Origin of the sequence: Nocardia callitridis, from assembly GCF_039543305.1 — a bacterium.
In the GTDB taxonomy this organism is placed as follows: Bacteria; Actinomycetota; Actinomycetes; order Mycobacteriales; family Mycobacteriaceae; genus Nocardia; species Nocardia callitridis.
This window is the reverse complement of record NZ_BAABJM010000008.1, coordinates 268,552-294,681: the sequence shown is the minus strand read 5'-3', so window position 1 is coordinate 294,681 and position 26,130 is coordinate 268,552. Positions and strand designations below refer to the sequence as shown.

23 protein-coding genes and 1 pseudogene are annotated in these 26,130 nt (G+C 67.0%); 10 read left to right on the top strand and 14 right to left on the bottom strand.

Annotated features, from left to right (window positions below):
• Positions 1 to 4: 4 nt before the first annotated feature.
• A complete protein-coding gene (locus ABEA50_RS28985) occupies positions 5 to 619 on the top strand; it encodes a PIN domain-containing protein (RefSeq protein WP_345499506.1) in 615 nt (204 codons plus the stop codon).
• A 216-nt stretch (positions 620 to 835) separates the two neighbouring features.
• Here the strand turns inward: ABEA50_RS28985 and ABEA50_RS28980 are convergent, their stop codons facing one another.
• Entirely contained in the window at positions 836 to 1,603 is a 768-nt protein-coding gene (locus ABEA50_RS28980) for an SWIM zinc finger family protein (RefSeq protein ID WP_345499505.1), read from the bottom strand.
• Positions 1,600 to 4,875, bottom strand: coding sequence for a DEAD/DEAH box helicase (locus ABEA50_RS28975; RefSeq protein WP_345499504.1), 3,276 nt, complete (start codon positions 4,873 to 4,875; stop codon positions 1,600 to 1,602). Before ABEA50_RS28975 ends, ABEA50_RS28980 begins: the two co-directional genes overlap by 4 nt.
• Before the next feature lie 237 nt (positions 4,876 to 5,112).
• On the opposite strand from ABEA50_RS28975, the gene ABEA50_RS28970 reads away from it, so the two are divergent.
• Positions 5,113 to 5,826, top strand: a complete 714-nt coding sequence (locus tag ABEA50_RS28970; RefSeq protein ID WP_345499502.1) for an HNH endonuclease family protein — start codon at positions 5,113 to 5,115, stop codon at positions 5,824 to 5,826.
• A gap of 265 nt (positions 5,827 to 6,091) precedes the next feature.
• On the opposite strand, the pseudogene ABEA50_RS28965 reads toward ABEA50_RS28970, so the two are convergent.
• Both ABEA50_RS28965 and ABEA50_RS28960 read right to left on the bottom strand, forming a co-directional pair.
• Positions 6,092 to 6,268 (bottom strand): annotated as a pseudogene (locus ABEA50_RS28965) (oligopeptide/dipeptide ABC transporter ATP-binding protein); the annotation flags it as partial.
• 266 nt (positions 6,269 to 6,534) lie between these two features.
• Positions 6,535 to 7,353 (bottom strand): sulfurtransferase, encoded by an 819-nt coding sequence (locus ABEA50_RS28960; protein ID WP_425577737.1) that lies wholly within the window; start codon positions 7,351 to 7,353, stop codon positions 6,535 to 6,537.
• Positions 7,354 to 7,954: 601 nt separating this feature from the next.
• Between ABEA50_RS28960 and ABEA50_RS28955 the strand changes: the two genes are divergently transcribed.
• Positions 7,955 to 9,208 carry a benzoate/H(+) symporter BenE family transporter gene (locus ABEA50_RS28955; RefSeq protein WP_345499501.1) on the top strand — a complete coding sequence of 418 codons (1,254 nt, stop codon included), beginning with the start codon at positions 7,955 to 7,957 and terminating at the stop codon, positions 9,206 to 9,208.
• A 430-nt stretch (positions 9,209 to 9,638) separates the two neighbouring features.
• On the opposite strand, the gene ABEA50_RS28950 is transcribed toward ABEA50_RS28955, so the two are convergent.
• From ABEA50_RS28950 to pdhA, 3 genes are read right to left on the bottom strand one after another with little or no spacing between them, the layout of a single operon-like run.
• The gene (locus ABEA50_RS28950; protein ID WP_425577736.1) at positions 9,639 to 11,372 is read right to left on the bottom strand and encodes a dihydrolipoamide acetyltransferase family protein; all 1,734 of its coding nucleotides are present in this window, start codon (positions 11,370 to 11,372) and stop codon (positions 9,639 to 9,641) included.
• A gap of 29 nt (positions 11,373 to 11,401) precedes the next feature.
• On the bottom strand, positions 11,402 to 12,385 hold the full coding sequence (locus tag ABEA50_RS28940; protein ID WP_345499499.1) for an alpha-ketoacid dehydrogenase subunit beta: 984 nt from the start codon (positions 12,383 to 12,385) through the stop codon (positions 11,402 to 11,404).
• Complete coding sequence (pdhA, locus tag ABEA50_RS28935) at positions 12,382 to 13,494, bottom strand: pyruvate dehydrogenase (acetyl-transferring) E1 component subunit alpha (RefSeq protein ID WP_345499498.1); 1,113 nt, start codon at positions 13,492 to 13,494, stop codon at positions 12,382 to 12,384. The genes ABEA50_RS28940 and pdhA overlap by 4 nt, the downstream gene beginning before the upstream one ends.
• A 133-nt stretch (positions 13,495 to 13,627) precedes the next feature.
• Between pdhA and ABEA50_RS28930 the strand changes: the two genes are divergently transcribed.
• Positions 13,628 to 14,113: an Lrp/AsnC family transcriptional regulator gene (locus ABEA50_RS28930; protein WP_345499496.1), complete on the top strand. Its 486-nt coding sequence runs from the start codon at positions 13,628 to 13,630 to the stop codon at positions 14,111 to 14,113.
• A 52-nt stretch (positions 14,114 to 14,165) separates the two neighbouring features.
• The gene (locus ABEA50_RS28925; RefSeq protein ID WP_345499495.1) at positions 14,166 to 14,972 is read left to right on the top strand and encodes an SDR family oxidoreductase; all 807 of its coding nucleotides are present in this window, start codon (positions 14,166 to 14,168) and stop codon (positions 14,970 to 14,972) included.
• 348 nt (positions 14,973 to 15,320) lie between these two features.
• Here ABEA50_RS28925 and ABEA50_RS28920 read toward each other — a convergent pair whose 3' ends face one another.
• Both ABEA50_RS28920 and ABEA50_RS28915 read right to left on the bottom strand, forming a co-directional pair.
• Entirely contained in the window at positions 15,321 to 15,713 is a 393-nt protein-coding gene (locus tag ABEA50_RS28920; protein ID WP_345499576.1) for an acyl-CoA thioesterase, read from the bottom strand.
• A gap of 26 nt (positions 15,714 to 15,739) precedes the next feature.
• A complete protein-coding gene (locus ABEA50_RS28915) occupies positions 15,740 to 16,693 on the bottom strand; it encodes an AraC family transcriptional regulator (protein ID WP_345499494.1) in 954 nt (317 codons plus the stop codon).
• A gap of 81 nt (positions 16,694 to 16,774) precedes the next feature.
• Here ABEA50_RS28915 and ABEA50_RS28910 point away from each other — a divergent pair, with 81 nt between their 5' ends.
• Both ABEA50_RS28910 and ABEA50_RS28905 read left to right on the top strand, forming a co-directional pair.
• Positions 16,775 to 17,629 (top strand): NAD(P)H-binding protein, encoded by an 855-nt coding sequence (locus tag ABEA50_RS28910; RefSeq protein ID WP_345499493.1) that lies wholly within the window; start codon positions 16,775 to 16,777, stop codon positions 17,627 to 17,629.
• 86 nt (positions 17,630 to 17,715) lie between these two features.
• Entirely contained in the window at positions 17,716 to 19,140 is a 1,425-nt protein-coding gene (locus ABEA50_RS28905) for an MFS transporter (RefSeq protein ID WP_425577735.1), read from the top strand.
• Here ABEA50_RS28905 and ABEA50_RS28900 read toward each other — a convergent pair.
• From ABEA50_RS28900 to ABEA50_RS28885, 4 genes are all read right to left on the bottom strand, one after another.
• Positions 19,082 to 20,005, bottom strand: coding sequence for a collagen-like triple helix repeat-containing protein (locus tag ABEA50_RS28900; RefSeq protein ID WP_345499491.1), 924 nt, complete (start codon positions 20,003 to 20,005; stop codon positions 19,082 to 19,084). The genes ABEA50_RS28905 and ABEA50_RS28900 overlap by 59 nt on opposite strands.
• Before the next feature lie 221 nt (positions 20,006 to 20,226).
• Positions 20,227 to 21,639, bottom strand: coding sequence for an NAD(P)(+) transhydrogenase (Re/Si-specific) subunit beta (locus tag ABEA50_RS28895; RefSeq protein WP_345499575.1), 1,413 nt, complete (start codon positions 21,637 to 21,639; stop codon positions 20,227 to 20,229).
• Between the two features lie 17 nt (positions 21,640 to 21,656).
• Complete coding sequence (locus ABEA50_RS28890; RefSeq protein WP_345499490.1) at positions 21,657 to 21,971, bottom strand: NAD(P) transhydrogenase subunit alpha part 2; 315 nt, start codon at positions 21,969 to 21,971, stop codon at positions 21,657 to 21,659.
• Complete coding sequence (locus ABEA50_RS28885; RefSeq protein WP_345499489.1) at positions 21,971 to 23,089, bottom strand: Re/Si-specific NAD(P)(+) transhydrogenase subunit alpha; 1,119 nt, start codon at positions 23,087 to 23,089, stop codon at positions 21,971 to 21,973. Before ABEA50_RS28885 ends, ABEA50_RS28890 begins: the two co-directional genes overlap by 1 nt.
• Before the next feature lie 325 nt (positions 23,090 to 23,414).
• Between ABEA50_RS28885 and ABEA50_RS28880 the strand changes: the two genes are divergently transcribed.
• Genes ABEA50_RS28880 through ABEA50_RS28870 form a run of 3 tightly spaced genes read left to right on the top strand, consistent with a single transcriptional unit; the run spans position 23,415 to position 25,341 of the window.
• Complete coding sequence (locus ABEA50_RS28880; protein ID WP_345499487.1) at positions 23,415 to 23,855, top strand: HIT family protein; 441 nt, start codon at positions 23,415 to 23,417, stop codon at positions 23,853 to 23,855.
• Complete coding sequence (locus ABEA50_RS28875; RefSeq protein ID WP_345499485.1) at positions 23,852 to 24,688, top strand: maleylpyruvate isomerase family mycothiol-dependent enzyme; 837 nt, start codon at positions 23,852 to 23,854, stop codon at positions 24,686 to 24,688. The genes ABEA50_RS28880 and ABEA50_RS28875 overlap by 4 nt, the downstream gene beginning before the upstream one ends.
• Complete coding sequence (locus ABEA50_RS28870; RefSeq protein WP_345499483.1) at positions 24,688 to 25,341, top strand: Type 1 glutamine amidotransferase-like domain-containing protein; 654 nt, start codon at positions 24,688 to 24,690, stop codon at positions 25,339 to 25,341. Before ABEA50_RS28875 ends, ABEA50_RS28870 begins: the two co-directional genes overlap by 1 nt.
• On the opposite strand, the gene ABEA50_RS28865 is transcribed toward ABEA50_RS28870, so the two are convergent.
• A complete protein-coding gene (locus ABEA50_RS28865; protein ID WP_345499482.1) occupies positions 25,322 to 26,122 on the bottom strand; it encodes a MerR family transcriptional regulator in 801 nt (266 codons plus the stop codon). The two genes, ABEA50_RS28870 and ABEA50_RS28865, sit on opposite strands and share 20 nt — an antisense overlap.
• Between the last annotated feature and the right edge of the window lie 8 nt (positions 26,123 to 26,130).

The window sequence follows — 26,130 nt, the reverse complement described above, 5'->3', positions numbered from 1 at the left end:
TCGCATGGTCAGTGGGCGGGGTACTGGGGTTCTGGTCGACGCGAATGTCCTGTTCTCCCGCACACTCCGGGATTGGCTGGCGCTGATCTATCTAGACCCCGGCAACACCATGTTCGAGGTCCTGTGGACCGACGACATCATGGTCGAGTTCCACTATCACCTGCGCAAACGGAACCCGTTGCTCGATGATGCCCAGGTCGGCGGCATTCGGCGACGGCTAGAACAGGTGTTTGCCACGGGCCGAGTCGTCGGCTACACGATCGACAGGTCGAAACGATATCCCGATGTCGCGGATGCGCATGTGCATTGCGCCGCGGTGCACGCGGAGGCCGACATTCTGTTGACCGAGAACGTCAAACACTTCCGAAACCTCGATGACCTGCCGTACGAAATCTACACCGCCGACGAGTTCTTCGAGCTGGTCGATGATTCGGCACCGCGTGTAGTGCGGGCCGTGACCGCCGAACATCTCATCTATCACGTGCGTAGAAGCCACGATCGAAGCACCTCGCTGCCGGATCGACTCAAAGCAGCGGGTGCGCCCGCGTTCGCCGAGCGAGTCCGCAAGCATCTACTCACGCTCGATGTCGGCGCTCTGCTCGGTCGAGGCACGTCGTAGGACCCGTCGGGGAGAACTGTTCTGGCCGAAGGTCGGCGGAAGGGCAGTGTAGGGGCAGTTCCTTCTGTGGGTGGGTGGGCGCAGACTTGGGGTGGCACTCGGTGTCGGGAAGCCCGGCCCCCTTGCGATTCCGGACTGGTTCCTGCCCCGAAAAAGTCCGGGCGGCAAATTTGCCGTCAGCCCCGATACCGGGTGCCTACCAAGGGGTTTCGCTATTCAGCGGTCGAGCGTGCGGTAAAGGGTCGACAGGTCGCGGGCACCGGCGGACGCGGTCGGCTCGTCGGCGGCGGTCATACGGAGGGCCTTGCGCAGGAGCACCGGGTCCAAGTCTTCGGTGGCAGGGTGGTAATCGGGTTTCGGCAGTTCGGGCAGCGTGAGGTCGTCGCCGTAGGGATCATCGGATTCCCCGGTGTCCGTGTCGCGTTCGATGGCGCCGATGAGGGTGTCGAGGTCGATGCCGCGCAGATCGAGGATGTCGCGTGGGCGTTCGTCGAGCCGCTCGGCCAGCAGGTAGCAGACTGCGGCCACGTGCTTGCACGGCCAGCCTGGGTCGGGGCAGGTGCAGGTGAAATCCAGGTCGGCGGCGGTGGTCGGCAACAGATGCTCGCCCAGCGCGGTGGGCAAGGCGCCCGAGGCGATCTCCGCGAGCATCCCCGGCGCCGCGCGAATCGTCTCGACCAGCAGATCCATTTCCTCCTCGCGCAATCGCCGCACCGCGAACACCGCGACGAACGGGCGCGGCTGCGAACCCTGCACCTCGGCGGTCACGCTGCCGGGTTCGAGCCGGTAATCCACCACCTGACCAGCACGGGCGTAGGTGCGCCCCCGCGACATGCGACCGGCATCCGCCATCGCCTCGACCGACTCGATCAGCGCACGCCCCCACCAGGTGCGCACGAACGCACCACGCTTGCTCCTGGCGCGCACGCCGCCACGCACCGGCAGCCGCGTGCCGTACTGGCTGAAGTCCTCGAACGGGCTCATTCACCCACCGCCGACGCGCCGAGGGAGAACAGCTCACGCAGATCGTCGGTGCCCATCTCGGTGATCCAGTTCTCCCCCGTCCCCACCGCGAGATCGGCCAATTGCCGCTTGCCGTTGATCATTTCGTCGATGCGTTCCTCGATGGTGTCGACACACACCAGCTTGCGCACCTGCACATTGCGGTGCTGGCCGATGCGGAACGCGCGATCGGTGGCCTGGTTCTCCACCGCAGGATTCCACCAACGGTCCAGGTGCACAACGTGATTGGCGGCGGTCAGATTCAAACCGGTGCCACCAGCCTTGAGCGAGAGCAGCATCAACGGCGGGCCGTCGGGCTCCTGGAACCGCTCGACCATCGAGTCGCGCTTGACCTTCGGCACACCGCCGTGCAAGAACGGGACCTCGGTACCGAACCGTTCGACAAGATAGGGCGCGATCAGATCACCGAACTCCCGAAACTGGGTGAACAGCAACGCTTTCTCCCCGTCGGCCAACACCGAATCCAGCACATCCTCCACCAACGCGAGCTTGCCGGAACGATGCGAGCCACGATGCAGCACACCCGAGTCGTCACCGAGGAAATGCGCGGGATGGTTGCACACCTGCTTGAGTCGGGTCAGCGCGCCCAGCACCGCACCCTTGCGCGCCATACCCTTGGCGTCCTTGATCTTCGCCAACATGTCGTCGACCACCGCCTGATACAGCGCGGCCTGCTCGGCGGTGAGGTTCGCGCGCACCGTCATCTCCAGTTTTTCCGGCAGGTCGGTGATCACGGCGGGGTCGGTCTTCACCCGACGCAGCACGAACGGCTGGGTGATCCAGCGCAGGCGGCTGATCGCGTTCGCGTCGCGTTCGCGTTCGATGGGAACGGCGAAGCGGGCACGGAAGGACTGCGGGCTGCCGAGCAGTTTCGGCATCACGAAATCCATGATCGAGCGCAGCTCCTCCAACCGGTTCTCGACCGGGGTTCCGGTGAGCGCCAGCCGATGTCGAGCCGACAGCGATCTTGCCGCACGCGACTGCCTGGTATTCGAGTTCTTGATGTGCTGCGCCTCGTCGAGCACGATCCGTTCCCAGTGCTGCTCACGAAGCTGCTCCACATCTTTGGCCAGCAAGGCGTAGGTAGTCACCACCAGATCGGCCGCGGCTACCTCGGCGCTCAGCTGCTCGCCACGCAACCGCCCGACACCGTGGTGCACCCACACGCGCAGGCCGGGTGCGAAACGTTGTGCTTCGCGCTGCCAGTTCCCCACCACCGACATCGGACACACGAGAAGTGTCGGACCTGGTTCTGCGCTGTTACTTTCGATCTCGGTAGCGGCCGGATCGAGGGCTGCCGGTGCTCGACCGACCGGATCAGCGCCACGCGTGTGCTCGGTGCCGTCGTCATGGTGTTCCACCGGCGCACCGGCCGGGACGGACACCTCGCCCGCAGCCCACTCCGACTCTGCGCGAGCGGTGCGAGCGCGTGGCGACGCACTGCGGTCCGACCCGATCCGGTGCACCGACTCGTCATAGTGAACGTTGCGCCCGTCAGCACCAACGATCCGATCGACTACCGGGCTGTCGGCTGTTCGACCATTCGGGCTCGACGATTTTCCTCGGCCTGAACCGCGTCCACTGCCTGCGGCGTCGATCTCAGCGGCAGCCGCGATGTCGATCGCACCATTCGACAGCACACCCGCACTCGCGTGACCCGAGGGCGGCGCGAGTCCCTGCTCGCCGAGCCGGGGGTCTTCGTCCTGCGCGTGCGCCTCGCGCTCGTGCAGCAGCAGCGCCAGCACCTGCACGGTCTTGCCGAGACCCATATCGTCGGCGAGAATCGCGCCGAAACCATTGCGGCTCATGGTGGCCAGCCAGGTGAGACCGCGGCGTTGATACGGGCGAAGCTCGGCGTCCAGGCCCGAGGGCTGATCGACCGGATGCGCCGAATCACCGGAACCATCGAGGATTTCCGCGGCCCACCCGGTGGCGGTGACCTCGGAAATCGGCACTTGATCGACGCGGCTGCCCGCGAGTTCGCCGAGTAGATCGGCGAGTGTGATCGGGGTGTCGTCGGTGTGTGCCGCCACATAGCGTGCCGCGGCGGCCAGCGCCTTGTGATCGGCCTTGACCCACTCGCCGCGCAAGCGCACGAGATCGGATTTGGTGCGGATCATCCGTAGCATCTCGGCCTCGGTGAGCACCGTGTCGCCGACCGCCAGTTCCCACCGGTAGGCCACGAGCCCGCGCATGCCGACCGTGCTCTCGGCGGCGGCCACCGCGCCGTCCACCCGCAGCCGCATGCTCGGCGCGCCGACGCTCCACGCGCGCGGCAGCAGCAATCGAATACCGGCTTCCCGCAAGGAATGCGCGCCGTGTTCGACCAGGTCGGCGACCACCTCGGTGGGCAATAACAGGTCCAACGACCGTGGATCGGTGGGCAGGTCGCGTAGCCGAGGGTAAGCCTGCTGCGCCACCCCCAATTGCTCGACCGCGATCCGCACCGCAGTCGGATCACCATGCAGGACAACAGCGTTCGGCGCCTCACCGTCTACGCGTAGGCAGACCTCCAGTCGCCACAGCGCCGCCGATTCGTCGGCCATCGTGCTGGGTGCCTGCTCGGCGGACTCGAATTCGTCGAGATCGCTGTCGGGCTCGAGCAGTCGAAGCACCAGTTCCGGTTCGTCGCCGGTCAAGGTCTCGCGCCAACGCTCCAGCACTTCGGCGACCTGGTGGCTGCCCTCCTCCACGGGGTGATCCGCGACGAGCGCGGCGATCAGCGGATGCCGCGACCGCGGCGGGTCGATCAGTTCGCGCACGATCGGATCGGCGAGCTCGGTGACCATGTCGTCCAACAACGCGCCGGGGCGGCCTGCCACCCGCAACGCTTCCGGCATGGTGGCGGCGAGTTCGGCCAACCACGCGCGCTGCCGCTCGCCGCCGACCAGCCGCCATCGGACCCACCACTGACCGTCGTCCCTGCGCAGCTGCGGCACCACCCGTCCGGCCCGCACCCACCGCTCGACACCGAGCGCCACGTGCGCGAGAAAGCGCAGATCGCCGGAGACGGTCTCGGCGGGCAGGCGTTGCCGCAACGCGCGCGCCGCGGCGGAAGGCACCAACGCGTGGGCGCGTACCCGCTCGTGCCGGGCACCGTCCACCAAGACCTCGGCGCGATGGCGGAACTTCGACCCGCGCAACACCCCACCCAGCGGCTCGGGGACCGAGGCAGCCGCCGACTCACCCCACAGCAGCAGCCCCGATCCGGGCGACCACAAGCCGTGCAGCATCGTCCCATCCAATCAGGTGGGTCCGACAGCAATCTCCTCGCCGGGAGCACACGCGGGTATCCCCTGGTCAGCGCCGAAGAATCGGGCCGTTGTGCGCACCGAGGACGAACTAGCTCTGACATGGTTGTGATCCCACCGGTGCGACTGCGGCGGCTCAAGGCGCGATGCGTGCCGCGCACCGGGGACGCTGAGCCGCACACGCGTGCGATGTCGGTGCCCAGGTGTAGACCTGAGCCCATGAATTGGGGGATTCTTCGCTGCCTGCTTGCCGTGCTGATCCTGCTGACGACGGCTGTGGCGTCCGGCTGCGCCGGTCTCGGTGCGAGCGGCCCAGCCGCAGCGCCGGGCAGCCCGACCGCCGCCGAGCTGACGCTGCTGCTCGCGCGCGTGCGCGTCGTCTCCGAACGGCCGTTCCCCGGCGGGTACGAACGCGACTGCACGGCGGGCCGCGGGTGCGTATTCGGGCAGGCATGGACCGACGACACCGACGCGCCTGGCGGGCACGACGGCTGCGACACCAGGAACAACGTGCTGAACCGGCAGCTCACCGAGGTCACCTATCGGCAGCACACGCGCGACTGCGTGGTCGTCTCCGGCACGCTGGCCGACCCGTATTCCGGCAGACGTATCGACTTCACCAAGGCGCGGGCGAAAGCGGTACAGATCGATCACGTATATCCGCTGGCCGCCGCGTGGGATATGGGTGCGGCGCGGTGGCCGCTGGCGCGCAGGGTGCGCTTCGCCAACGATATCGAGTTCAATCTGCTCGCCGCCGACGGTGCGGCCAATCAAGCCAAGGGCGATAAAACGCCCGCGCGGTGGTTGCCGCCATGGCCCGAGGGGCATTGCTTCTACGCGGGCAAATACCTCACCACGGCAATCCAATACGATTTACCGATTACCACCGCCGACAAATCAGCACTCCAGAAAATCAGGCGCCGATGTCCGTGAGCGCGCACCAGCCACGCCGCCGAAATGGGCGCCGACGACCTCCGCCGTCGCACCCCGACCGCGAGGTGGATGCGGGCTCTCCGGCAAGCCACAACTCGTGCGGTGCACGGCCGACGGTAAGTCTCGGCACCGACGGACGACCCCCACCGTTGCCGCGGCCGCGAGAACGGTGAACTCGAGTCGTATCGACCGCGATGGCTACGGCAGCCGAGGGCCTTGTCGGGCGCATGACCACACCACACCTCGGCTTCTCGGGATAGTTCACCCGGTGCTTGGGTCCGGTCTGTTCCAATGGCGGTTCGGCGACCTGGCATTCCTCGATCGCGATCGGGCAGCGCGGCGCGAAGGAGCAGCCGGGTGGCAGGGCGTGCATGGCGGGTGGTGCGCCGACGATCGGGATCAGCGGGGCGCGGGCCGGGCCGTCCATCCGGGGAATCGATCCGCACGAAGCAGTTCGATCCACCGGCAAACGCCCCTGGATCGATCCAAGAATCGTAAGACGCACGGCCACATCGTGTAACGGCGTCACTCGACGATGCCGCTCACCGGTACCGCACGACGCGAGTCAGGCGACATGCACTCGGCCGTCGGACCCGAGAACCGGTGACTGCTACCTCGACCGCGCACAAACCACGTAAAGCGCACGGCCCCAGAATGTCTCGGCGCCAACTAGCCGAACGACTGGCTCCACCGGGCACACGACAGTGCTCAGGCCCCGGTCGCCACCGGTCGCTTGGGGTCGTTGGACCATTGCGACCAGGAGCCGGGGTACAGGGCGGCGGGGACGCCCGCGACGGCGAGGGCGGCGACCTGGTGGGCGGCGGTGACGCCGGAACCGCAGTACACGGCGAAGGGGCCGGTGCCGTAGCCGCTGAAACGTTCACGCAAGACGTCGGCACCGAGGAAGCGGCCGTCGGGATCGAGATTGTCGGCCGTCGGTGCGCTGATCGCGCCGGGGATATGTCCTGCGCGCGGGTCGATGGGCTCCACCTCGCCTCGGTACCGTTCGGCCGCGCGAGCATCCAGCAGCAGCCCGTCCCAGCGCGCCACGGCGTCACCGGTGAGGACGGGCAGGTTGCCTGGACTGAGTTCGACGTCGCCCGGTCGCGGGTCGGGTTCGCAGCCGGTCGCGAGCGCACCACCCGACGCGCTCCACGCGGCGAGTCCGCCGTCGAGGATGCGCACATCGGTGAGCCCACCCCAACGCAGCAACCACCATGCGCGCGAGGCCGCGAGACCGCTGGTGGCGTCGTAGACGACAACACGGTCGCCATTACGCACACCCCAACTGCGGGCGCACTTCTCGAGTTGCGTGGCCTCGGGGAGCGGATGCCTGCCACGCGTCGGCGAGGGCGGCGCGGACAGCTCGGTCTCCAGGTCGACGAATACCGCGCCGGGAATGTGGCCTGCCTGATAATGCTCCGGCCCATCGGGGTCACCCAGCGCCCATCGAACATCCAGCAGCCGTAACCGCTCGTCCGACAACGCTTCCCGAAGCTCCGGCGACGAGATCAGTACCGCGTTCAATTCAGCTCCTCGTCAAGAATCGCACCATTGCGTACCGACGCCGCTCACCATACCCATCCGGTTTCGCGGTGCCGTCATGTCTGCCACGTTTTCGTCGTGCACAGATCCTCGGCAATGTCGACCTCGACAGAGTGCCCATTTCGCCCGGCCGGGACACCCTGAAATCTCCACCGGGTTACTGGTCCCCGATCCTCCACTGCGACAACACCATTGATCGGCAAGATTCGACGCCGCGCCGAAGCGCCGCGCGTGCCCTGCTCAGGGGCGCTCATCACCGACCAAGCCAACCCACCACCGTCGCCGTGCGCCAGCGGCTTCCGTGGCGTCGGCGGCGACAACGACGACGAACACGACGACGGCGGTCGTCGCCAGCGACGACGGTCAGCACCGACAACGACGGTCGTCATCAGCGACGACAGTCAGCACCGACAACGACGGTCGTCATCAGCGACGACGGCCAGCACCGACAACGGCTACGACAACGGCTACGGCAGCGTTCGGCGCTCGAACTCTTCCGCGCGAGGCGAACCAGCGGAATTACGTCCAGTTTCGGCGCACTGGCTGGCGACATCACCGCAGGCCAGTCGGGAGAATTCGGCCTATGACGAAGGTTTCCCCCTCGTTGGAGTCATCGACCGTGCCACACCTCACCGACGAATCCGACGCCGCGCCAACACCCACCGAAACACCGGGACTCGCACAACCGCTCGGTGCCGGAGTGATCACCGCACTTGTCGGGTTCACCAGCTCCTTCGCGGTGGTGCTGAGCGGATTGACCGCGGTGGGCGCGAGTCCAGCGCAGGCCGCATCCGGACTGCTCGCCCTGTGTGTGACCCAGGCCGTCGGCATGATGCTGCTCAGCTATCGGTACCGCATGCCGATCACGCTGGCGTGGTCGACGCCCGGCGCCGCGCTACTCGTCGGCACCGGCGCGGTCGCGGGAGGCTGGTCCGCCGCGATCGGCGCGTTCGTGATCACCGGCGTGCTGGTGGTGATCACCGGCGTGTGGCAGCGCTTGGGCAGGCTCATCGCGGCGATTCCGATGGAAACCGCGCAGGCCATGTTGGCCGGGGTGCTGCTGCCGATGTGCCTCGCGCCGGTACACGCGGTGCGCACGAGTCCCGCCGTGGTGGTGCCCGTGCTGCTGGTGTGGTTGGTCCTACAACGGGTGGCGCAGCGGTGGGCGGTGATCGCCGCGTTCGTCACCGCCGCGGTCGGCGCGGGCATCAGCATCGCGGTCGAGCACAAGACCCTGGATCTGACCGCGATGGCACCCTCGGTCGATATCACGCTGCCGCAATGGAATTGGCAGGCCATGATCGGTATCGCCGTGCCGCTGTACGTGGTCACCATGGCCTCGCAGAACATTCCGGGCACCGCCGTGATGACCTCGTTCGCCTACCGCGTCCCGTGGCGTGCCGCGCTCACGGTGACCGGCCTCGGCACGATTGTCGGCGCACCGGCGGGCGGCCACGCGATCAACCTCGCGGCGATCAGCGCCACACTGTCGGCCGCGCCCGCCGCCCACCCCGACCCGAAGAAACGCTGGATCGCCGCGTTCACGGCGGGCGCGACCTATCTGTTGCTGGCCCTCGGCTCGGCGGCACTGGTCACCGTCATCGCGACCGCGCCCGAGGGAACACTGGAAACCGTTGCGGGCCTCGCACTTCTGGCGACCATGGCGGCGGCGCTCTCCTCGGCACTCGGCTCGCGCAAGCACCGGGTGTCCAGCGTGATCACCTTCCTGGTCTCGGCGTCGGGCATCGCCTTCTTCGGTATCGGCGGCGCCTTCTGGGCCCTCCTGGCCGGGTTGGCACTGCGCGGGTTGCTCGCCGATCACAGCGCCGATTCTTGAAGCGGGGCAAGACTTCCCAGCCGGGGTCGGTACGACACATCGACGGCTCGACCAGGTAGCCACCGACGCCGAGGAAGCACTCGATGACATCGCTTCGATCGCCCCGCCGTCGGCACATGCGGTCGCACCAGGACCTGCGTCGACTACGCGACTTCGATGTTGCCGCGCGTCACAACGATCGACAGGTGCGCCGGAAATCTCACGTGCTCGCACCGGAATACCGCCTGCCGCATACCGAACCCCGCTGATCCCAGCATGATTCACTCCGCGCGGCAGAACCCCAGTCAGCTGTCGAACTGGTCGAGATGTCTCCGGGAAGCGCGCGTCCCCGCACCGGACTCGTCGCGTCCGCCGACGATCACCGTGCCGGTACTCGAAGCGGCCCCGCCCGCCCAGCGCGTGCAGTCGATGACCGCCGAGCTGGCGCGACCTACAACCGGCCGAGCAGGACCAACGGGTCTTCGAGGAAGTTCGCGAGGGTGGCGAGGAAGCGCGCGGCTTGTTCGCCGTCGATCAGGCGATGGTCGAACGAGAGCGCCAGGGTGGTAACTCGGCGGATGGCTAGTTCGTCGTCGATTACCCAGGGGCGCTTGGCGATCGACCCGAGACAGAGGATCGCCGCCTCGCCGGGGTTGACCAGGGGTATGCCGGTGTCGACGCCGAAGACGCCGACATTGCTGATGGTGAAGGTGCCCCCGGTGAGGTCGGCGGGGGTGGCCGTTGCCGCGCGGGCGGACTCGGCGAGCCGAGCGATCGCGGCGCACAGCTCACGCAGGCTCAGCGCGTGCGCGTCTTTGATGTTCGGGACCAGCAGCCCACGCTCTGCGGCCACCGCGATCCCGAGATTGACGTAGTGCTTCGTGATGATCTGCTGCGCGTCCTCGTCCCATGCCGCGTTGATGCCGGGAAATTCCGTGAGTGCGGCGAGGACGGCCCTGCTCACCAGTGCCAACGGCGTGAGCGGTAAATCCGCGAACGACTTTGTGCCGCGCAGATGTTCGAGTAGTTCGATCGACGCCGTGACGTCCACCGTGACCGAGGTACTGGCTTGCGGGATGGTCCGCGCACTGGTCACCATGGCCGCCGCGGTGCGCTTGCGGATGCCGCTGACGGGGGTGCGAGTCTCGCGGTCGGAAGCCACCGGGGTGCCACGGTCGGCAGCATTGCCCGAAGCCGTATCCACGCGGCTCACGGCACGCACATCGTCGACGGTGACCGCGCCATCCGGTCCCGACCCCGCCAACTCCCACAGGTCGACGCCGAGTTCACGAGCGAGTTTGCGCGCGGAGGGCACGGCAGCGGGCCGGCTCGACCGGCCCGCCTGCGCGTTGGCGGTGCTCGAAACCACCTCCTGCGCAGCACTCTCCGGACCTTTTCTGCGCCTCGACACTCCTTCTTGTTCCGGGCCGTACCCGACGAGCACCGATTTACGCTCGCCACCCTGCGCGCCATCCCGATCACCCGCGTCGGCGCTGCCGCTCGCCCCATCGTCTGCGGCGGCCGATGCACGAGCAGTGTCCGAAACATCCTCCCGCACAGCACTCTTCGTATCGTTCTGCCGCCAGGACACGTCCGACTCCGCCGGGCCGCTTGCGTCGAGCACCGACTTTCGCTCGCCACTGACATCCAGCGCCTCGGCATCCACGTCCCCCGTGTCGCGCCCATCGACATCGCGCTCACGGCGGTCGAAGTGCTCACCTCTGACCAAATCGGTGTCGTCGCCACGGCGAATCCGGCCCGGCGGGTCCGCACGATCCTCGGCGGCAGTACTCGCGCGGTCGGCTTCATCGAGACGGCCGCCACCGCCGCGACGCTGTCCACCACCGCTCGGCGCGTTCGCCGGTTTGCGCCGAGACCGCCGACTACCTTCGCCCGCAGCACTATTCATCCCGCCGGATCCGGACACCGCATCCGAGCCGGTGCCAGCCACCCGAATGAGCACCGCGCCCACCTCGACGGTCTCCCCCGGCTCGGCGAGCAATTCCACCACCTCGCCCGCGAACGGCGACGGCACCGAGACCACCGCCTTGGCCGTCTCCACATCGACGATCGGCTGGTTCAGTTCCACGATGTCGCCGACCTGCACCGACCACTCCACGAGTTCGGCGTCGGCGAGTCCTTCACCGAGATCCGGCAACCGGAATTCCAGCAGTTGATCTGGCACGGGGGCACCCTCCCTGTGGCGCGGCGACATCAGGCGGCGAGCGAGCGATCGACCGCGGCGAGAATGCGGTCGGAGTCGGGCAGATGGTGTTTTTCCAGCTTAGCGGGGGGATACGGGATATCGAAGCCGCCGACGCGCAGCACCGGTGCCTCGAGTTGATAGAAGCAACGCTCGGTGATTCGTGCCGCGATCTCCGCACCGAGCCCGGCGAACACCGGCGCCTCGTGGGTGATGATCAGCCTGCCGGTCTTGGCCACCGACTCCTCGATGGTGTCGAAGTCGATCGGCGACAGGCTGCGCAGATCGATCACCTCGAGCGAATGTCCTTCTTCCTCCGCGATTTTCGCCGCCGACAGCGCGGTAGCCACGGTGCCGCCGTAGGCGACGACGGTGGCGTCGGTCCCCGTGACCCGCACATCGGCGCGGTGCAACTCGGGCAGGGATGCGGCGTCGAGGGCAAGGAAGTCCACGTCGGCCTTGTCCCAGTACCTGCGCTTGGGCTCGAAGAAGATCACCGGATCGTCCGAGGCGACCGCCGCGCGGATCATCTGGTACGCGTCGGCCGGGGTACTCGGTGCCACCACCCGCAGACCCGCGGTGTGCGCGAAATACGCCTCCGGTGACTCGGAGTGATGCTCCACCGAACCGATTCCACCACCGAACGGGATACGAATCGTCAACGGCGCGAGTACTTTCCCCTTGGTGCGATAGTGAATCTTGGCGACCTGCGAGACGATCTGGTCGAACGCGGGGTAGACGAACCCGTCGAACTGGATCTCACAGACCGGACGGTACCCACGCAGCGCCATACCGAAAGCCGTGCCGATGATGCCGGATTCGGCCAGCGGGGTATCGATTACCCGGTTGTCGCCGAAATCTTTCTGCAAGGCATCCGTCACCCGGAACACCCCGCCGAGGCTGCCGATGTCCTCGCCCATGAGCACGACCTTGGGGTCGTCTTCCAGAGCGCGACGCAATCCGGCATTGAGTGCGGCGGCGAAGGTGGTGATCATGACAGGACTCCTTCCGCTTCCGCGTCCTGCGCGCCGAAATCGTCGGCCAGGTAACGCGTGTACTCCCGTCGCTGCTGGGTGACCAGCGGATGCGGGGTGGCGTAAACGTGCTCGAACAGCTCCGACGGGTCGGGATCCGGCATCTCGATGGTCGCGGTGCGCAACTCGTGGGCGACCTCGTCCGCGCTATCGCGGACCCGCTGCTGGAAATCCTCGTCGAAGCCACCTTCGCGTGCCAGCAACCTGCGTACTCGGTCGATCGGGTCGCGGCGCGCCCACTGTTCGGACTCGGCGGAAACGCGGTAGCGGGTGGGGTCGTCGGCGGTGGTGTGCGGGCCCATCCGGTAGGTGATCGCCTCGATGAACGACGGGCCGCCACCTGCGCGAGCCCGCGCGATGGCTTGCCTGGTCACGGCCAGGACGGCGAGCACGTCGTTGCCGTCGACCTGCACACCGGGGATGCCGTAGCCGAAGGCTCGGCGCACGATCGGCGTCGCGCTCTGCACCCGAACCGGCTCGCTGATCGCCCAGTGATTGTTCTGGCAGAAGAACACCACCGGCGCGCTCCAGCCGGAAGCGAAACCCATGGCCTCGGCGATATCGCCCTGGCTGCTGGCGCCGTCGCCGAAGTAGGCGATGGTGGCGATCTCGGCGCCGTCGAGGTGCGCGGCGTAGGCGTAACCGGTGGCGTGCAGGCCCTGCGCGCCAACGATGATGTTCGGGTTGGTGATGTTCACTTCGTCGGGGTCCCAGCAGGAGTGCGCGACGCCGCGCCACATCCTGGTCATCTGGTCGGGTCGCACGCCGCGGCAATAGGCGACGGCGGCCTCACGGTAGCTACAGAACGCGTAATCGTCGGCGTGCAGTGCGCGGGCCGAGCCGACCTGTGCGCCTTCCTGACCGAGCAGCGGCGCCCACAATCCGAGCTGACCTTGCCGTTGCAGCGCCGTGCATTCGGCGTCGATTCTGCGGGTGACGACCATGTCCTCGTACAGATCGCGCAGTCGGTCGTGGTCGATGTCGGCGACGAGGGCCGCGTGTTCGCGGTCGAGGACACGGCTCCCGTCGGGCTGCACCAATTGCACCGGGTACTCGTTCGTTCCTGGCATCGGTCACCGCCTCCTCTACTCTTTTGTGCTGTACCTCACAGCATCCACGAGAAGTCGATATGCGCAAGTGGTGCGTTTCAATGTGAGCAAAATGCGCAATCTCGGGTGGGTTTGGAATGTCATACTGCGTTGCATGACCAGAGAAGCCGTGACCCTGGACGCTACCGACGCCAGGCTGCTGCGCGAGCTGATCGCGAACCCGCGCGCGACCGGCGTCGAACTCGCGGCCAAGCTCGGACTGTCCCGCAATACCGTGCAGGCACGCTTGACGCGGTGGGAGTCGGCCGGGTTGCTCGGCAGTTTCGAACGCAGGGTGCGTCCGCGCGCGTTGGGTTATCCCCTCGCGGCGTTCGTCGCGGTGGTGGCCGACCAACACCGGCTCGACTCGGTGGTGCACGAACTCGCCGAAGTCCCCGAGGTGACCGAGGTGTGCGGGATGACCGGCCTGACCGATCTGACGGTGCGCGTGGTCGCCAAGGATGCCGACGATCTCTACCGCATCGCGGGGCAGATCTTGAAAATCCCCGGTGTCGAGCGCACCAATATGGCCCTGGTGATGCGCGAATTGGTCGGGCCACGCACCGCGCCACTGCTCGACCGGCTGGCCGGACCGAACTGAACCGAGGCCGATCTCGTACCGTGCGCCGATTCGCCGTCGCTAGGGTGCGGAGATGGAGATTTCGGGAAAGGTCGCGATCGTTACGGGTGCGGGCGGGGGCATCGGGGCCGCACTGGCGCGGCGGCTGGTCGACGGTGGCGCACGAGTCGTTCTCGCCGACCTCGATGCCGCCGGTGCCGTGGACGTGGCGGGACCGCTCGGACCCCGCGCGATCGGCGTGGGCGGTGACGTCACCGACGAGCAGGTAATCCGCTCCCTGATCAACCGGGCGGAATCCGAATTCGGCCCGGTTGACCTGTATTTCGCGAACGCGGGCATCGGCGGCGGCGCGGGCCTCGACAGCACCGACGCGCAGTGGGCTGCCGCGCTCGAGGTAAATACGCTCGCGCACGTGCGCGCCGCACGGCTACTCGTGCCCGCGTGGCAGAAGCGCGGCACCGGCTACTTCGTCACCATCGCCTCGGCGGCCGGACTGCTCACCCAGCTCGGGTCGGCGCCGTATGCCGTGTCCAAGCATGCCGCCGTCGGCTTCGCCGAATGGCTCTCGATCACCCACGGGGACAAGGGAATCGGTGTGAGTTGCGTATGCCCCATGGGTGTCGACACACCATTGCTGCGGGGCGGACTGGTGCCGGAGGGTAACGCCGCCGCGGCCGAGCTAGCGGTGAAATCGGTGACCACCGCGGGCGCGGTGCTGTCCACCGACGACGTCGCCGAGATCGTGCTGGCCGGTGTAGCGGCCGAAGAGTTTCTCATCCTGCCGCACCCCGAGGTGCTGAAGATGTTCCGCAACAAGGCTTCCGACTATGCGCGCTGGCTCGACGGGATGCGCAGGTTCCAGGCCACACTGAGCAGCTAGGCCCCCGGTGCGAGCCGATTGTCCATCGCGAACGCCAGGTTTTCGGGCGCCCGGCAGGTTGCGCACCGTCGGCTGACCGCGACCTCGCTCGCTACCTGGTCGATCGTCGCCCAACAGTCGGAAACCCGCTCCGCGCGACAACTTTCGCAGCGGCACGGTAGATCTTCTGATCGATGAGCCGATCTGTTTCTGCGGATAGACGCGATCGCCGAGTCGCCGGCGCGCGACCCGTGCGTGCGCGGGACCCCTTCGGCGACCGTGAAGTACGAGTAGATCGCCGTCGACCGCCAACGCCCATCGGTACTCCGAGCCATCGGCCCGCAGCTCAACGGCGATGTGGTGCGCGGGTCAGTCGATGACGAGAGTGCTTGCGGCGGTGCGGATGATCTCGGGGATCTCGATCGACTTGCGGGTATCGGCGTCGACGTACACGTGCACGAAGACACCGGTGGCAACGAGCTCGGGCTCCTCGTCGACAGCACGGAAGATCGCGAGGTCGTAGGTGATGCTGGAGCGACCGAGGCGGGAGACGCGCAGGCCGACGTGCAACATTTCCGGGAAGCTGATCGAACCGAGGAATTGGCACGACGTCTGAGCCACGACGCCCAATGCGGGCAGTTCGCGGGTGTCGACGCCGGTGGCGTCCATCAGCCAGGCGTTCACCGCGGTGTCGAAGTACGAGTAGTACGTCACGTTGTTCACGTGACCGTAGTGGTCGTTGTCGGCCCATCGTGTCGGCATCGGCCAGAGCACCGGATACGGCTTGGTCACCCGACCGACGATAGCTCAGGGGTCCGCACGCCGCGGCGGTGGTCACGCGGGCTCACCCCGAACTGGCGTTTGAACGCGGTACTCAGGGCGAACGCACTGCCGTATCCCACCTGGCGCGCGATGGATTCGATGGTGGCCTCGGAGTCGGTCAGCAGATCGGCGGCCAGCGCGAGCCGCCACTCGGTGAGGAAAGCCATCGGAGGCGCACCGACCAGGTCGGTGAAGCGGCGTGCCAGCGCGGCGCGCGAGACACCCACCGCCTCGGCCAACCCCGCGACCGTCCAGCCGTGTGCCGGATTGTGCTGTAGCAGCCGAAGAGCCTTGCCGACCAACGGATCTCCGTAGGCGTGGTACCAGGCGGGTGCGTCGGTGCGACCGAGCCAGGTGCGTAGCGCGGTGATCAGCACCATGTCCAACAATCGGTCGAGCACAACCCCTTGTGCTGGTTCATCTTTGACAGCCTCGTCGACCAGGATGTCGAGCACGCGGGAGTCGAAGTCGTCGCGGCCGAGCACGATCACCGGCGGCAAGGCGCGCAACAGTCCATGACCTGCCGTACCGACGGATTCGTAGGCGCCGGTGACCAGCATCGTGCTGCCGTCAGGATCGGTACCCCACTGCCGAACGCCGAGACTCAATGTCTCACAAAGAATCTCACCGTCGGCAGTCTTGGTGATCTGCCCCGGCTCGATGATAACCTGCGGTGCGGTACCCGGGTCGTCGGCGACGGTGTAATGGTCCGGTCCACGGAAGATCGCGATGTCTCCGGCGCGCAGCTGCCGCGCGGGCGCGGTGTCGGTGACGATCCACGCACCGCCGCGCACCATCGCCACCACGGTGAGCGGCGCTTCGTCCTCGACGCGCAGCGACCACGGCGGCTCGAGCAGCGAACACATCACGAACGCACCGCGCGCACGCGGACCTTCGAGCAAACTGGCGAGAGCGTCCACGCCATCCAGATTAGACGATGACGCATGATCATGAGCTGATCAGCTATGTTCCGTCTCGCCCTCGGCCGGTGTACTCGAATCATGACAAGCACAACAGACATCACCACAACCCGCCGCACCCTCGTCACCGGTGGCACCGGGAAGACCGGCAGCCGGGTCGCCACACGCTTGCGGACCGCCGGGGTTCCGATCCGCCTTGGCTCGCGCGCGGCCGAGCAACCCTTCGACTGGGCCGATCGCACCACCTGGGCACCCGCGCTCACGAACATCGACGCGGTGTATCTCGCCTACGCGCCGGACCTCGCGGTGCCCGGCGCACCCGAGGTGATCAAGGCATTCGTGGCACAGGCGGCAGCACTGGGCGTAGAAAAGCTGGTGCTGTTGTCCGGTCGCGGCGAGGCGGAAGCCGAACAGTGCGAGCAGATCGTGCGGGACAGCGGCCTCGAATGGACCATCGTGCGCTGCAGCTTCTTCGCACAGAATTTCAGCGAAGGCGCCTTCACCGACTACATCCTCGCGGGCGAGCTCGCACTACCCAACGGCACCGTCGACGAACCCTTCGTCCACGCCGACGACATTGCCGACGTGGCGGTCGCGGCGCTCACCGAGCCGGGCCATACCGGCGAGACCTACGAGCTGACCGGGCCGCGCGCCTTGAGCTTCGCCCGGGCCGTCGCGGAGATCGCGGCGGCCACCGGACGGGAGATCAGCTTCGCCCCGGTCTCCCGCGCGGAATTCGTCGCGGCACTGACCGAGTATCAGGTGCCCGCCGACGAGGTGAGCCTGCTCGACTACCTGTTCGGCACCGTGCTCGACGGACGCAACAGCGACACCACCGACGGTGTACGGCGCGCATTGGGACGGGAACCGAAAGATTTCACCGAGTACACCGAAGAGGCCGCCGCGACCGGTGTTTGGGACACTCCGGCCCAGTAGTCGGTAGAGGGGACCGTCGGTCGCCGCGATCGCCGCTTCCACCCGCTGTTGGTCCTCCGCTCGACACAGGTCGGTACCGTCGAATGATGCCGCGCCCGACAGTCGACCAGCAGACCCGCATCGCCAGGCTCGCGGTGTTCACCGTTTTCGCGTTGAACGGTTTTCTGCTGTCGATGTGGGTGGTGCATATCCCCGTCATCACCGACCACACCGGCGTCTCGAAATCGACATTGGGGATGTTCATCCTGTTGATGGCGGGTGCGGGGGTTGTCGGTATGCGGCTGGCCGGTCCGTTGGCCGATCGGTTCGGGAGCAGGACATTGGTCGGCGCGGCCGCGGTCATCGCCTCGGTCGCGGTGATCGGCCCCGGTCTCGCGGGCGGACCGGTGACGCTCGCGATCGCGTTGTGCTGCTTCGGTTTCGGCAATGGCGCGCTGGACGTGTCGATGAATACCCAAGCGGTGCACGTGGAGCGGGCCTATCGCCGACCGATCATGGCGGCCTTCCACGCCTTGTTCTCCGGGGGTGGGTTGCTCGGCTCACTGGTCGGCGCGGCGACATTGCGCGCGGGGTGGGATATCCGAGTGACGTTGGTACTGGCCGCGATCGGCAGCCTGCTTCTCGTGGTGGTGCTGTTGCCGAGGCTGCTCGGCGACAACGCGGTGGCGTCGACGGCCGAGACCTCCGATTCCGCCACGGCGGGAGCGGAAGCGGCCGATGCCGTAGCGGAGCGAGATCCGTCGGCGTCACCCGTCGTCACCACCACGGACACAACATCGCCCGATGTGACACCGACCCGAGATACGAGCGCGCACACGCCCGAGCACGCGACCGCCGACGCGGCACCGCGCCCCGACGCGAAATCACCCCGCGACGAACCCGCACCGAACCCATCGCGAAAGGTGCTCGCGCTGTCCATGATCGCGTTCGCGGTGCTGCTCACCGAGGGCGTGGCCAACGACTGGAGCACGCTACAGATGCGTGAACATCTCGGTACCGACGCGGCCACCGCGGCGCTGGCCTTCGGCGCGTTCTCCACCACCATGACCGTCGGCCGGTTCGCCGCCGACCGCGTCAGCGGTGCCTTCGGCAGCGTCGCGGTGGTGCGCTACGGCACCGCGATCGCCGCTCTCGGCCTCGTGCTACTCCTGATCTCGCCGTGGGTGCCGCTGACATTGTTCGGCTGGGCGTTGGCCGGGCTCGGACTGTCCGGCAGCGTGCCCCAGATCTTCAGCGCGGCGGGCAATCTCGGCTCCGACAAGGCCGCGACGGACATGTCACGGGTATTCAGTGTCGGGTACCTCGGCTTGCTCGCGGGTCCCGCGGTGATCGGCTGGCTGACGGCACTGGTGCCACTCAACGCGGCGATGGTGGTGCCGTTGGTCGCCGTATTGATCTGCTGCCGATACGCGGGGGTCGTCGCGCCCGGTCGCCCGACACCGGACCCGGCGCCTAGCTGTCCACCGCCACCAAGCACAGCGTCATCGGATCGGGCTTCGGATACGCGATGACCTCGTCGGCGGTGTAATCCGCACCGCAAGCCGACGGTGTGGCACTCCCCTGCACGATCTTGCCGATCTTGTAGTCGGCACCCGAAGCAGTGCAGGCGATCTTCGTGCTGGCCGCCATTGTTCCGGCGTCGACGCAGTCCCCCTCGGCCACGTTGAGGCGCAAGCACACCGTGTAACCGCTCTTACCGGTCTGGTAATAGCTGGCGTAATCCTCGGTCGCGCAGTCCGCGCTACCGCTGTCGAGCCGCTCGGCCACCACGTAATTGGCTTCCGGGTCGGTGCACTCCTTGATCGCGAATTCGGGCTTGTAGGTGCTGCCCGCGAGCTTCGCGCACTGCCCCGCCTCGATCTTCTGGCCGTCGGAACGAAACACCGTCCGCAGGCCGAAGATCCCGCCGATCACCACGATCAGCAGCACAGCCGCGATACCGATCTTCAAGAAGCCCGAGCCGCCGCTGCCCGAAGGCCGTTGCCGCGGAGGTTGTCCCGGCGGCGGGAAGCCACCAACGGGCTGACCCGGCTGGCTGGGGAACTGCTGACCCGGCTGTTGCGGGAACCCGCCGTAGGGCGGTTGAGCTCCGTAAGGAGGCTGCGGCTGCGGCTGCCCCTGCGGCCCAGGATAACCCGGCTGACCCGGATATCCCTGCGGCACAGACTGTCCCGCCTGACCCGGCTGGCCCGCTTGACCCGGCTGACCCGGAAAGCCCTGCGCCCCTTGCTGGCCGGGGAACCCCTGCGGCGGTGCAGGATAGCCTTGCGGACCCTGCTGTCCCGGATACCCCTGCGGCGCAGGCTGTCCCGGCTGATTCGGATATCCCGGCCCACCAGGCTGGCCAGGATATGGATAGTTGGGCGGATTGGTCATCTCGCATCCCCTCCCCAGGGTCACACGTTGCACCGCCGTCGGCACGGCGTTTGTCTCGAGGAACGTAGCGGATCACCCAGAACCTGCCGTCCGTGGGGATGCCGTTCACGAGGTTTGTCCTGTTCAGCATGCTGGGCTGCCGCCTCACGACAGCACCTACGGCCCGCCGCTGTGCAGCGACGGGCCGTAGGTGAGCAGTGAACTTCGCGGAATCCGCTGTCTTACAGCGCCTTCAGTTCCTCGGTGACCGAGCCGACCGACTTCTTCGCGTCACCGAAGAGCATCGAGGTGTGGTCGGCGTAGAACAGCGGGTTGTCGATGCCTGCGAAGCCGGAGTTCATCGAGCGCTTCAGCACGATGACGCTCTTGGCCTGGTCGACATTGAGCACCGGCATGCCGTAGATCGGGCTGCTGGAGTCCTCGCGCGCCGCGGGGTTGGTGACGTCGTTGGCGCCGATCACCAAAGCGACATCGGTGCGCGAGAATTCGCCGTTGATGTCGTCCATTTCCTTGAGCGCGTCATAGGACACCTCGGCCTCGGCCAGCAGCACGTTCATGTGACCCGGCATGCGGCCCGCGACCGGGTGAATGGCGTACTTGACCTCGACACCCTTGGCCTCCAACAGCAACGCCATCTCCTTGACCGCGTGCTGCGCCTGCGCGACCGCCATGCCGTAGCCGGGCACCACGATCACCTGGTTGGCGTAGGCCATCTGGATCGCGGCGTCGGCGGCCGAGGTCGCCTTGGCCACCTTCTGCTCACCGTCACCACCGCCCGGCGCGGCACCGCCACCACCGAAGCCACCCGCGACGATCGCGGGAATCGATCGGTTCATCGCCTTGGCCATCAGGTTGGTGAGGATGGTGCCCGAGGCGCCGACGATCATGCCCGCGACGATCATCGCGGTGTTGTTCAGCGCCAGACCCGCTGCCGCGGCCGACAATCCGGTCAGCGCGTTGAGCAGGGAGATGACGACCGGCATGTCGGCGCCGCCGATCGGGAGCACCACCATCAGGCCGAGCACACCCGCGAGAACGAGTACCGCGATCATCCATAGTTGCGACACACCGTCGTTGGTGGCGCCGACACCGATCACGACCGCCGCGACGATCGCCAGGATGAACAGCAACGCGTTCAACGGCTGTTGCAGCTTGCCGATCCCGATCGGCTTGCCGGGCAGGATCTCCTGCAGCTTGCCGAAGGCGACCAACGATCCCCAGAAGGAGATCGATCCGATGATCGCCGCGAACAGCGAGCCGATCACGATGTGAATGGTCGGCTCCTCGTCGAACTGCGAGAAGCCGTGGCTGTTGATGAATTCCGACCACGCGATGAGGGCGACCGTGCCGCCACCGACACCGTTGAACGCCGCGACCAACTGCGGCATCTGGGTCATCTTGGTGTAGCGGGCCGGCGGAACGCCGAGCAGCACACCGACGACGAGTCCGGCGACGATCAGAATCCAATTGCTGGTGTGGCGCACCGAGATCAGCGTCGCCACCACCGCGAGCGCCATACCGATCGCGGCGATGATATTGCCGCGCACCGCGGTCTTCGGACCGGTCAGGCCCATCAGGCCGTAGATGAACATGCCGAAGGCCACAATGTAGAGGCCGTTGACCAGGTAGTTCACATTGTCGAAGGTATGCATCACTTGTCCACCTTCGCCGGTACGGCCTTCTTACCCTTGAACATGCCGAGCATGCGGTCGGTGACCACGAAGCCACCGATCACGTTCAGCGTGCCGAACACGACCGCGATGAACAGGATGATCTGGGTCAGGATCGAGGGATCCTGCACGCGGCCGAGGGTGACCAGCGCGCCGAGCACCACGATGCCGTGAATGGCGTTGGTGCCGGACATGAGTGGCGTGTGCAGGGTGTTGGGCACCTTCGAGATGACGGCGAAGCCGACGAACCCGGACAGCACCAGGATCGCGATGTTCGCGAGTAGTTCGGTATACATCAGGCATCCCCCTCACGGGTAACACAGGAATCCGCGAGCACCTGATCGCTGAAGTCGGGGGCGAGCTTGCCGTCGGCCACCATCAACTCCAGCAGTGCCGCGATGTTCTTCGAGTACAGCTCGCTGGCGTGCTCGGGCATGGTCGCGGGCAGGTTCAGCGGCGAGGCAATGGTCACCTCGTGCTTGACCACCGTCTCACCCGGTTCGGTCAGCTCGCAGTTGCCGCCGGTCTCACCGGCCAGGTCGATGATGACGCTGCCCGGCTTCATCCCTTCGACGGCGCCAGCGGTCACCAGCCGCGGCGCGGGACGCCCCGGCACCAGCGCGGTGGTGATCACCACGTCGAAGCCCTTGATGGCGTCTTCGAGCGCCTGCTGTTGCTGTGCCTTCTCGTCTTCGGTGAGTTCGCGGGCGTAGCCGCCCTCACCGGCCGCGTCGATGCCGAGATCCAGCCATTGGGCGCCGACGGAGCGCACCTGGTCGGCGACCTCGGGACGCACGTCGTAACCGGTGGTGCGGCCGCCGAGCCGTTTGGCCGTGGCCAGCGCCTGTAGTCCGGCGACGCCGACACCGAGCACCAGCACGGTTGCCGGTTTCACCGTTCCCGCGGCCGTGGTCAACATCGGGAAGAAGCGCGTGGACTCCGAGGCGGCCAGCAGGACCGCCTTGTAGCCGGACACGTTGGCCTGCGAGGACAGCGCGTCCATCACCTGGGCCCGGGAGATCCTCGGGATCGCCTCGACCGCGAAGGCCTGCACGCCCGCGGCTTTCAGCGCGCCGATCTGGTTTTCACTGTTGCGCGGCGCGAGGAATCCGATCAGGGTCTGCCCGGAGGACAGTTTGCCCACCTCGGCATCACTGGGTGGGGCGACTTTCACGATCACCTCGGCCGACCATGGGTCGCCGATCGTGGCGCCCGCCTCCTCGTAGGCGGAGTCGGGGATCAGGGCTTCGCGACCCGCTCCGGACTCGACGACGACCTCCAGGCCGTTCTTCAGCAATCCGGGAATGATCTTCGGCACCAATGCGACACGTCGCTCGCCCGCGTTGGATTCGCGAACAACACCGACACGCGCGCCACGTGGCGACGCGTCGCCCACGCTCTGCGTTGTCTCCACTTGTCAGACTTCCTTCTCGTACTGAGCCTCAGGCAACGTACTTCGATGCCCAGCTAAGTTACTCACCGGTAAGTTAATCCAAATCTTCGCAACTGTACCTGGCACGCGGTGAGCGTATCTGAGATAACCGTCACAGGCAGGCCGAGATTCCGTGGTGCGCTGCACGTGCCGACCAGCCGTTCGCCGAGCGCAGCCCCACCTTTCGCCCGCTCACGCGCTCCTGCACGACGAATCCGCGCGGCCCGAGCCAGAATTCGCGAACCGCACTCTTCACACGACGACCGCACCGCGGGTGTCAGTACTCGAAGCCCGTATCGTCCACCGTGTGAACGACTGCGCCTTCTGCCGCATAGTGGCGGACGAGGCTCCCGCGACCAAGGTGTACGAGGACGACCACCTGTGCGCCTTCCTCGACATCCGTCCCATCACCCGCGGCCACACCCTGGTGATCCCCAAGCGGCACGCGGCGCGGCTGTCGGACCTCGACGCCGAACTCGGCGCACGCGTCTTCCGCCTCGGTCACCGCCTCGCCGCGGCGGTCCAGCACGGTGGTCTCGCCGCCGACGGCGCCAACCTGCTCATCAACGACGGCGCCGCGGCCTTCCAGACCGTCGACCATGTGCACCTGCACGTCATCCCACGCAAGCACGGCGACAAGCTGCGCTTCGTCAAGGGCTTGGTGCTGCGCCGACCACACGACCCCGAATCCACCGCAGCGGCCATCCGCGCGGGAATCGCCGCGAAAGACCAAGGAGCACAGCCATGACCCCGACCCCGGATCGCGACGAGATCGTCCCGCTGCTCACCGAACAGTGGGATGCGCTCGCGAAGCTCGTCGCCGGACTGGACGAGAACCGTTGGCGCACACCGTCGCCCCTGCCGGGCTGGACGGTATTCGACGTCATCGCCCATGTGGTCGGCACCGAGTCCATGTTGCTCGGCGAGAAGCCACCCGCCCACGACCCGAACCGGGTGAAGACCGATGTGCGCGGTTTGGCGCACGTGCACAACGAAACCGCGGTGCTCAACGAGATCTGGATCGACCGCCTGCGCCCGCTCTCGGGTGACCGACTGTTCGCGCTCTACGACGAGGTCACCGAACGCCGTACCGCCGCACTGACGCAGCTGGACGCCGAGGGCTGGGCGCGCCAGACCCCGTCGCCGATCGGGCAGATCAGCTACGGCGCGTTCATGCGGGTGCGGCTGTTCGACTGCTGGGTGCACGAATTGGACATCGCCGACTCCCTCGGCCGCGAGGTCGAGGAGGGCGGACCGCGCGCCGAGGCGGCGTTCGCCGAGTTCGCGCGCTCGATCCCCCGTGTGGTCGCCAAACGCGGTGAGGCGCCGAGCGGTTCGCGCATCACCTTCGTCCTGACCGGGCCGTTGGCACGGACGCTGCATATCGCGGTGGCCGAGCGCGCGAGCTACGTCGACGGCTTCGATGAGCAAGCGAATGTCGAGATCACCATGGACTCGGGGCTTTTCGTGCGACTCGGCGGTGGACGCACCACCGCCGACGAGCACACCGAACAGATCTCGATCACCGGCGACGAACAACTCGGCGAACGCCTGGTCCGCAATCTGGCTTTCACTATCTGATGCGTCTGTTCCTGGCCAGCTACCGATTCGGCGCGCACTACGACCGGCTCGCCGCACTGGTCGGCAGGCCGGGACGCGTCGCGGTGATCGGAAATTCCTGTGACGCATGGCCTTCCATGCGCCCTGCGGCTGTGCAAAGCGATCTGGCTCCGCTACGCAAGCTGGGCTACCAGCCCGAAGAACTCGATCTGCGCGACTATCTCGAACGCCCCGACGCACTGGAATCGAGATTGGCCGAATACCCACTGGTGTGGGTGCGCGGCGGCAACACCTTCGTGCTACGCGCCCAATTCGCCCGCAGTGGAGCAGATCTCGTGCTCACTCGGCTGCTCACCGCCGACGCGCTCGTCTACGCGGGCTACAGTGCGGGCGCCTGCGTGCTCACCCCAGACCTGTACGGCATCGAGACAGTCGACGATCCCGCCGAGGTTCGATCCGCCTGCGGCATCGAACCACAATGGGACGGAATGGGTTTGGTCGATCGCGCCATCGTCCCGCACGTGCGTTCGGCCACCGACCCCGACGGCGAATGCACCCGCCTCGCCGAGCGACTTCGCGCCGAAGACTTCGCGCACTGGGCGCTCACCGACGACGACGCGATCGTCATCGATGGCGAACAGGTCTCGGAACTGCTCAGTCCAACGGCGTCATGAACGACCACAGCCGCCGTTCGAGATCGCGGACGCTGTATTCGCGGTAACCGTATGGCTGGTCGATCGGCTCGTAGACGATCTGCGCGCCTTCGTCTTTCGCGTGCCGAAAATGCGCGTCGACATCGTCTACGACGATCGACATCCCCTCGGTGCAGATGCCGTCGAGCGCGATCGGTGACGCGAGCCCGAACCGCTCGGACACCGCGTGCAGCCAGATCACGCCGTCACCGGCGGTGACCTCGCCGTGCTGCACCGAACCGTCGGGTGCGCGGTCGAGTCGGCCGGGCTCGAAGCCGAACACCGTGGTCAAGAACCGGTGCGCCGCCTCGATGTTCTGGTAGACCAGCGTCGGAATGCGTCGGCGAATCTTGGTGTCGAGCATGGTCATGTCCTCCAAGGTGTCGAGCAGCTCACGGGTGCCGAGGCTGCGTTGCTCGATGACGGTGGCGGCCATGGTGGTCAGCCGCTGCCGCAGCCGATGTTCGACGGCGAGCGTGCGATCCAGCTGCGCGATGTGGGTGCGCATCGCCTGGCTGAGATCCCAATCCGGGTCGTCCAGCGCTGCGGCCACCTCGTCCAAGCGAAGGCCGAGACCACGCAGCAAACCGATCCGGTAGAGCCGCTGCACATCGTCGCGGGAGTACAACCGATGCCCCGACGCACTGCGGCCTGACGGGGACAACAAGCCGATCTCGTCGTAGTAGTGCAGCGTCCGCACAGTCAGCCCGGCAACGGTCGCGAGCTCGCCGACCTTGACGTATTCACCCTTCGTTTCCGCCACATCATCGA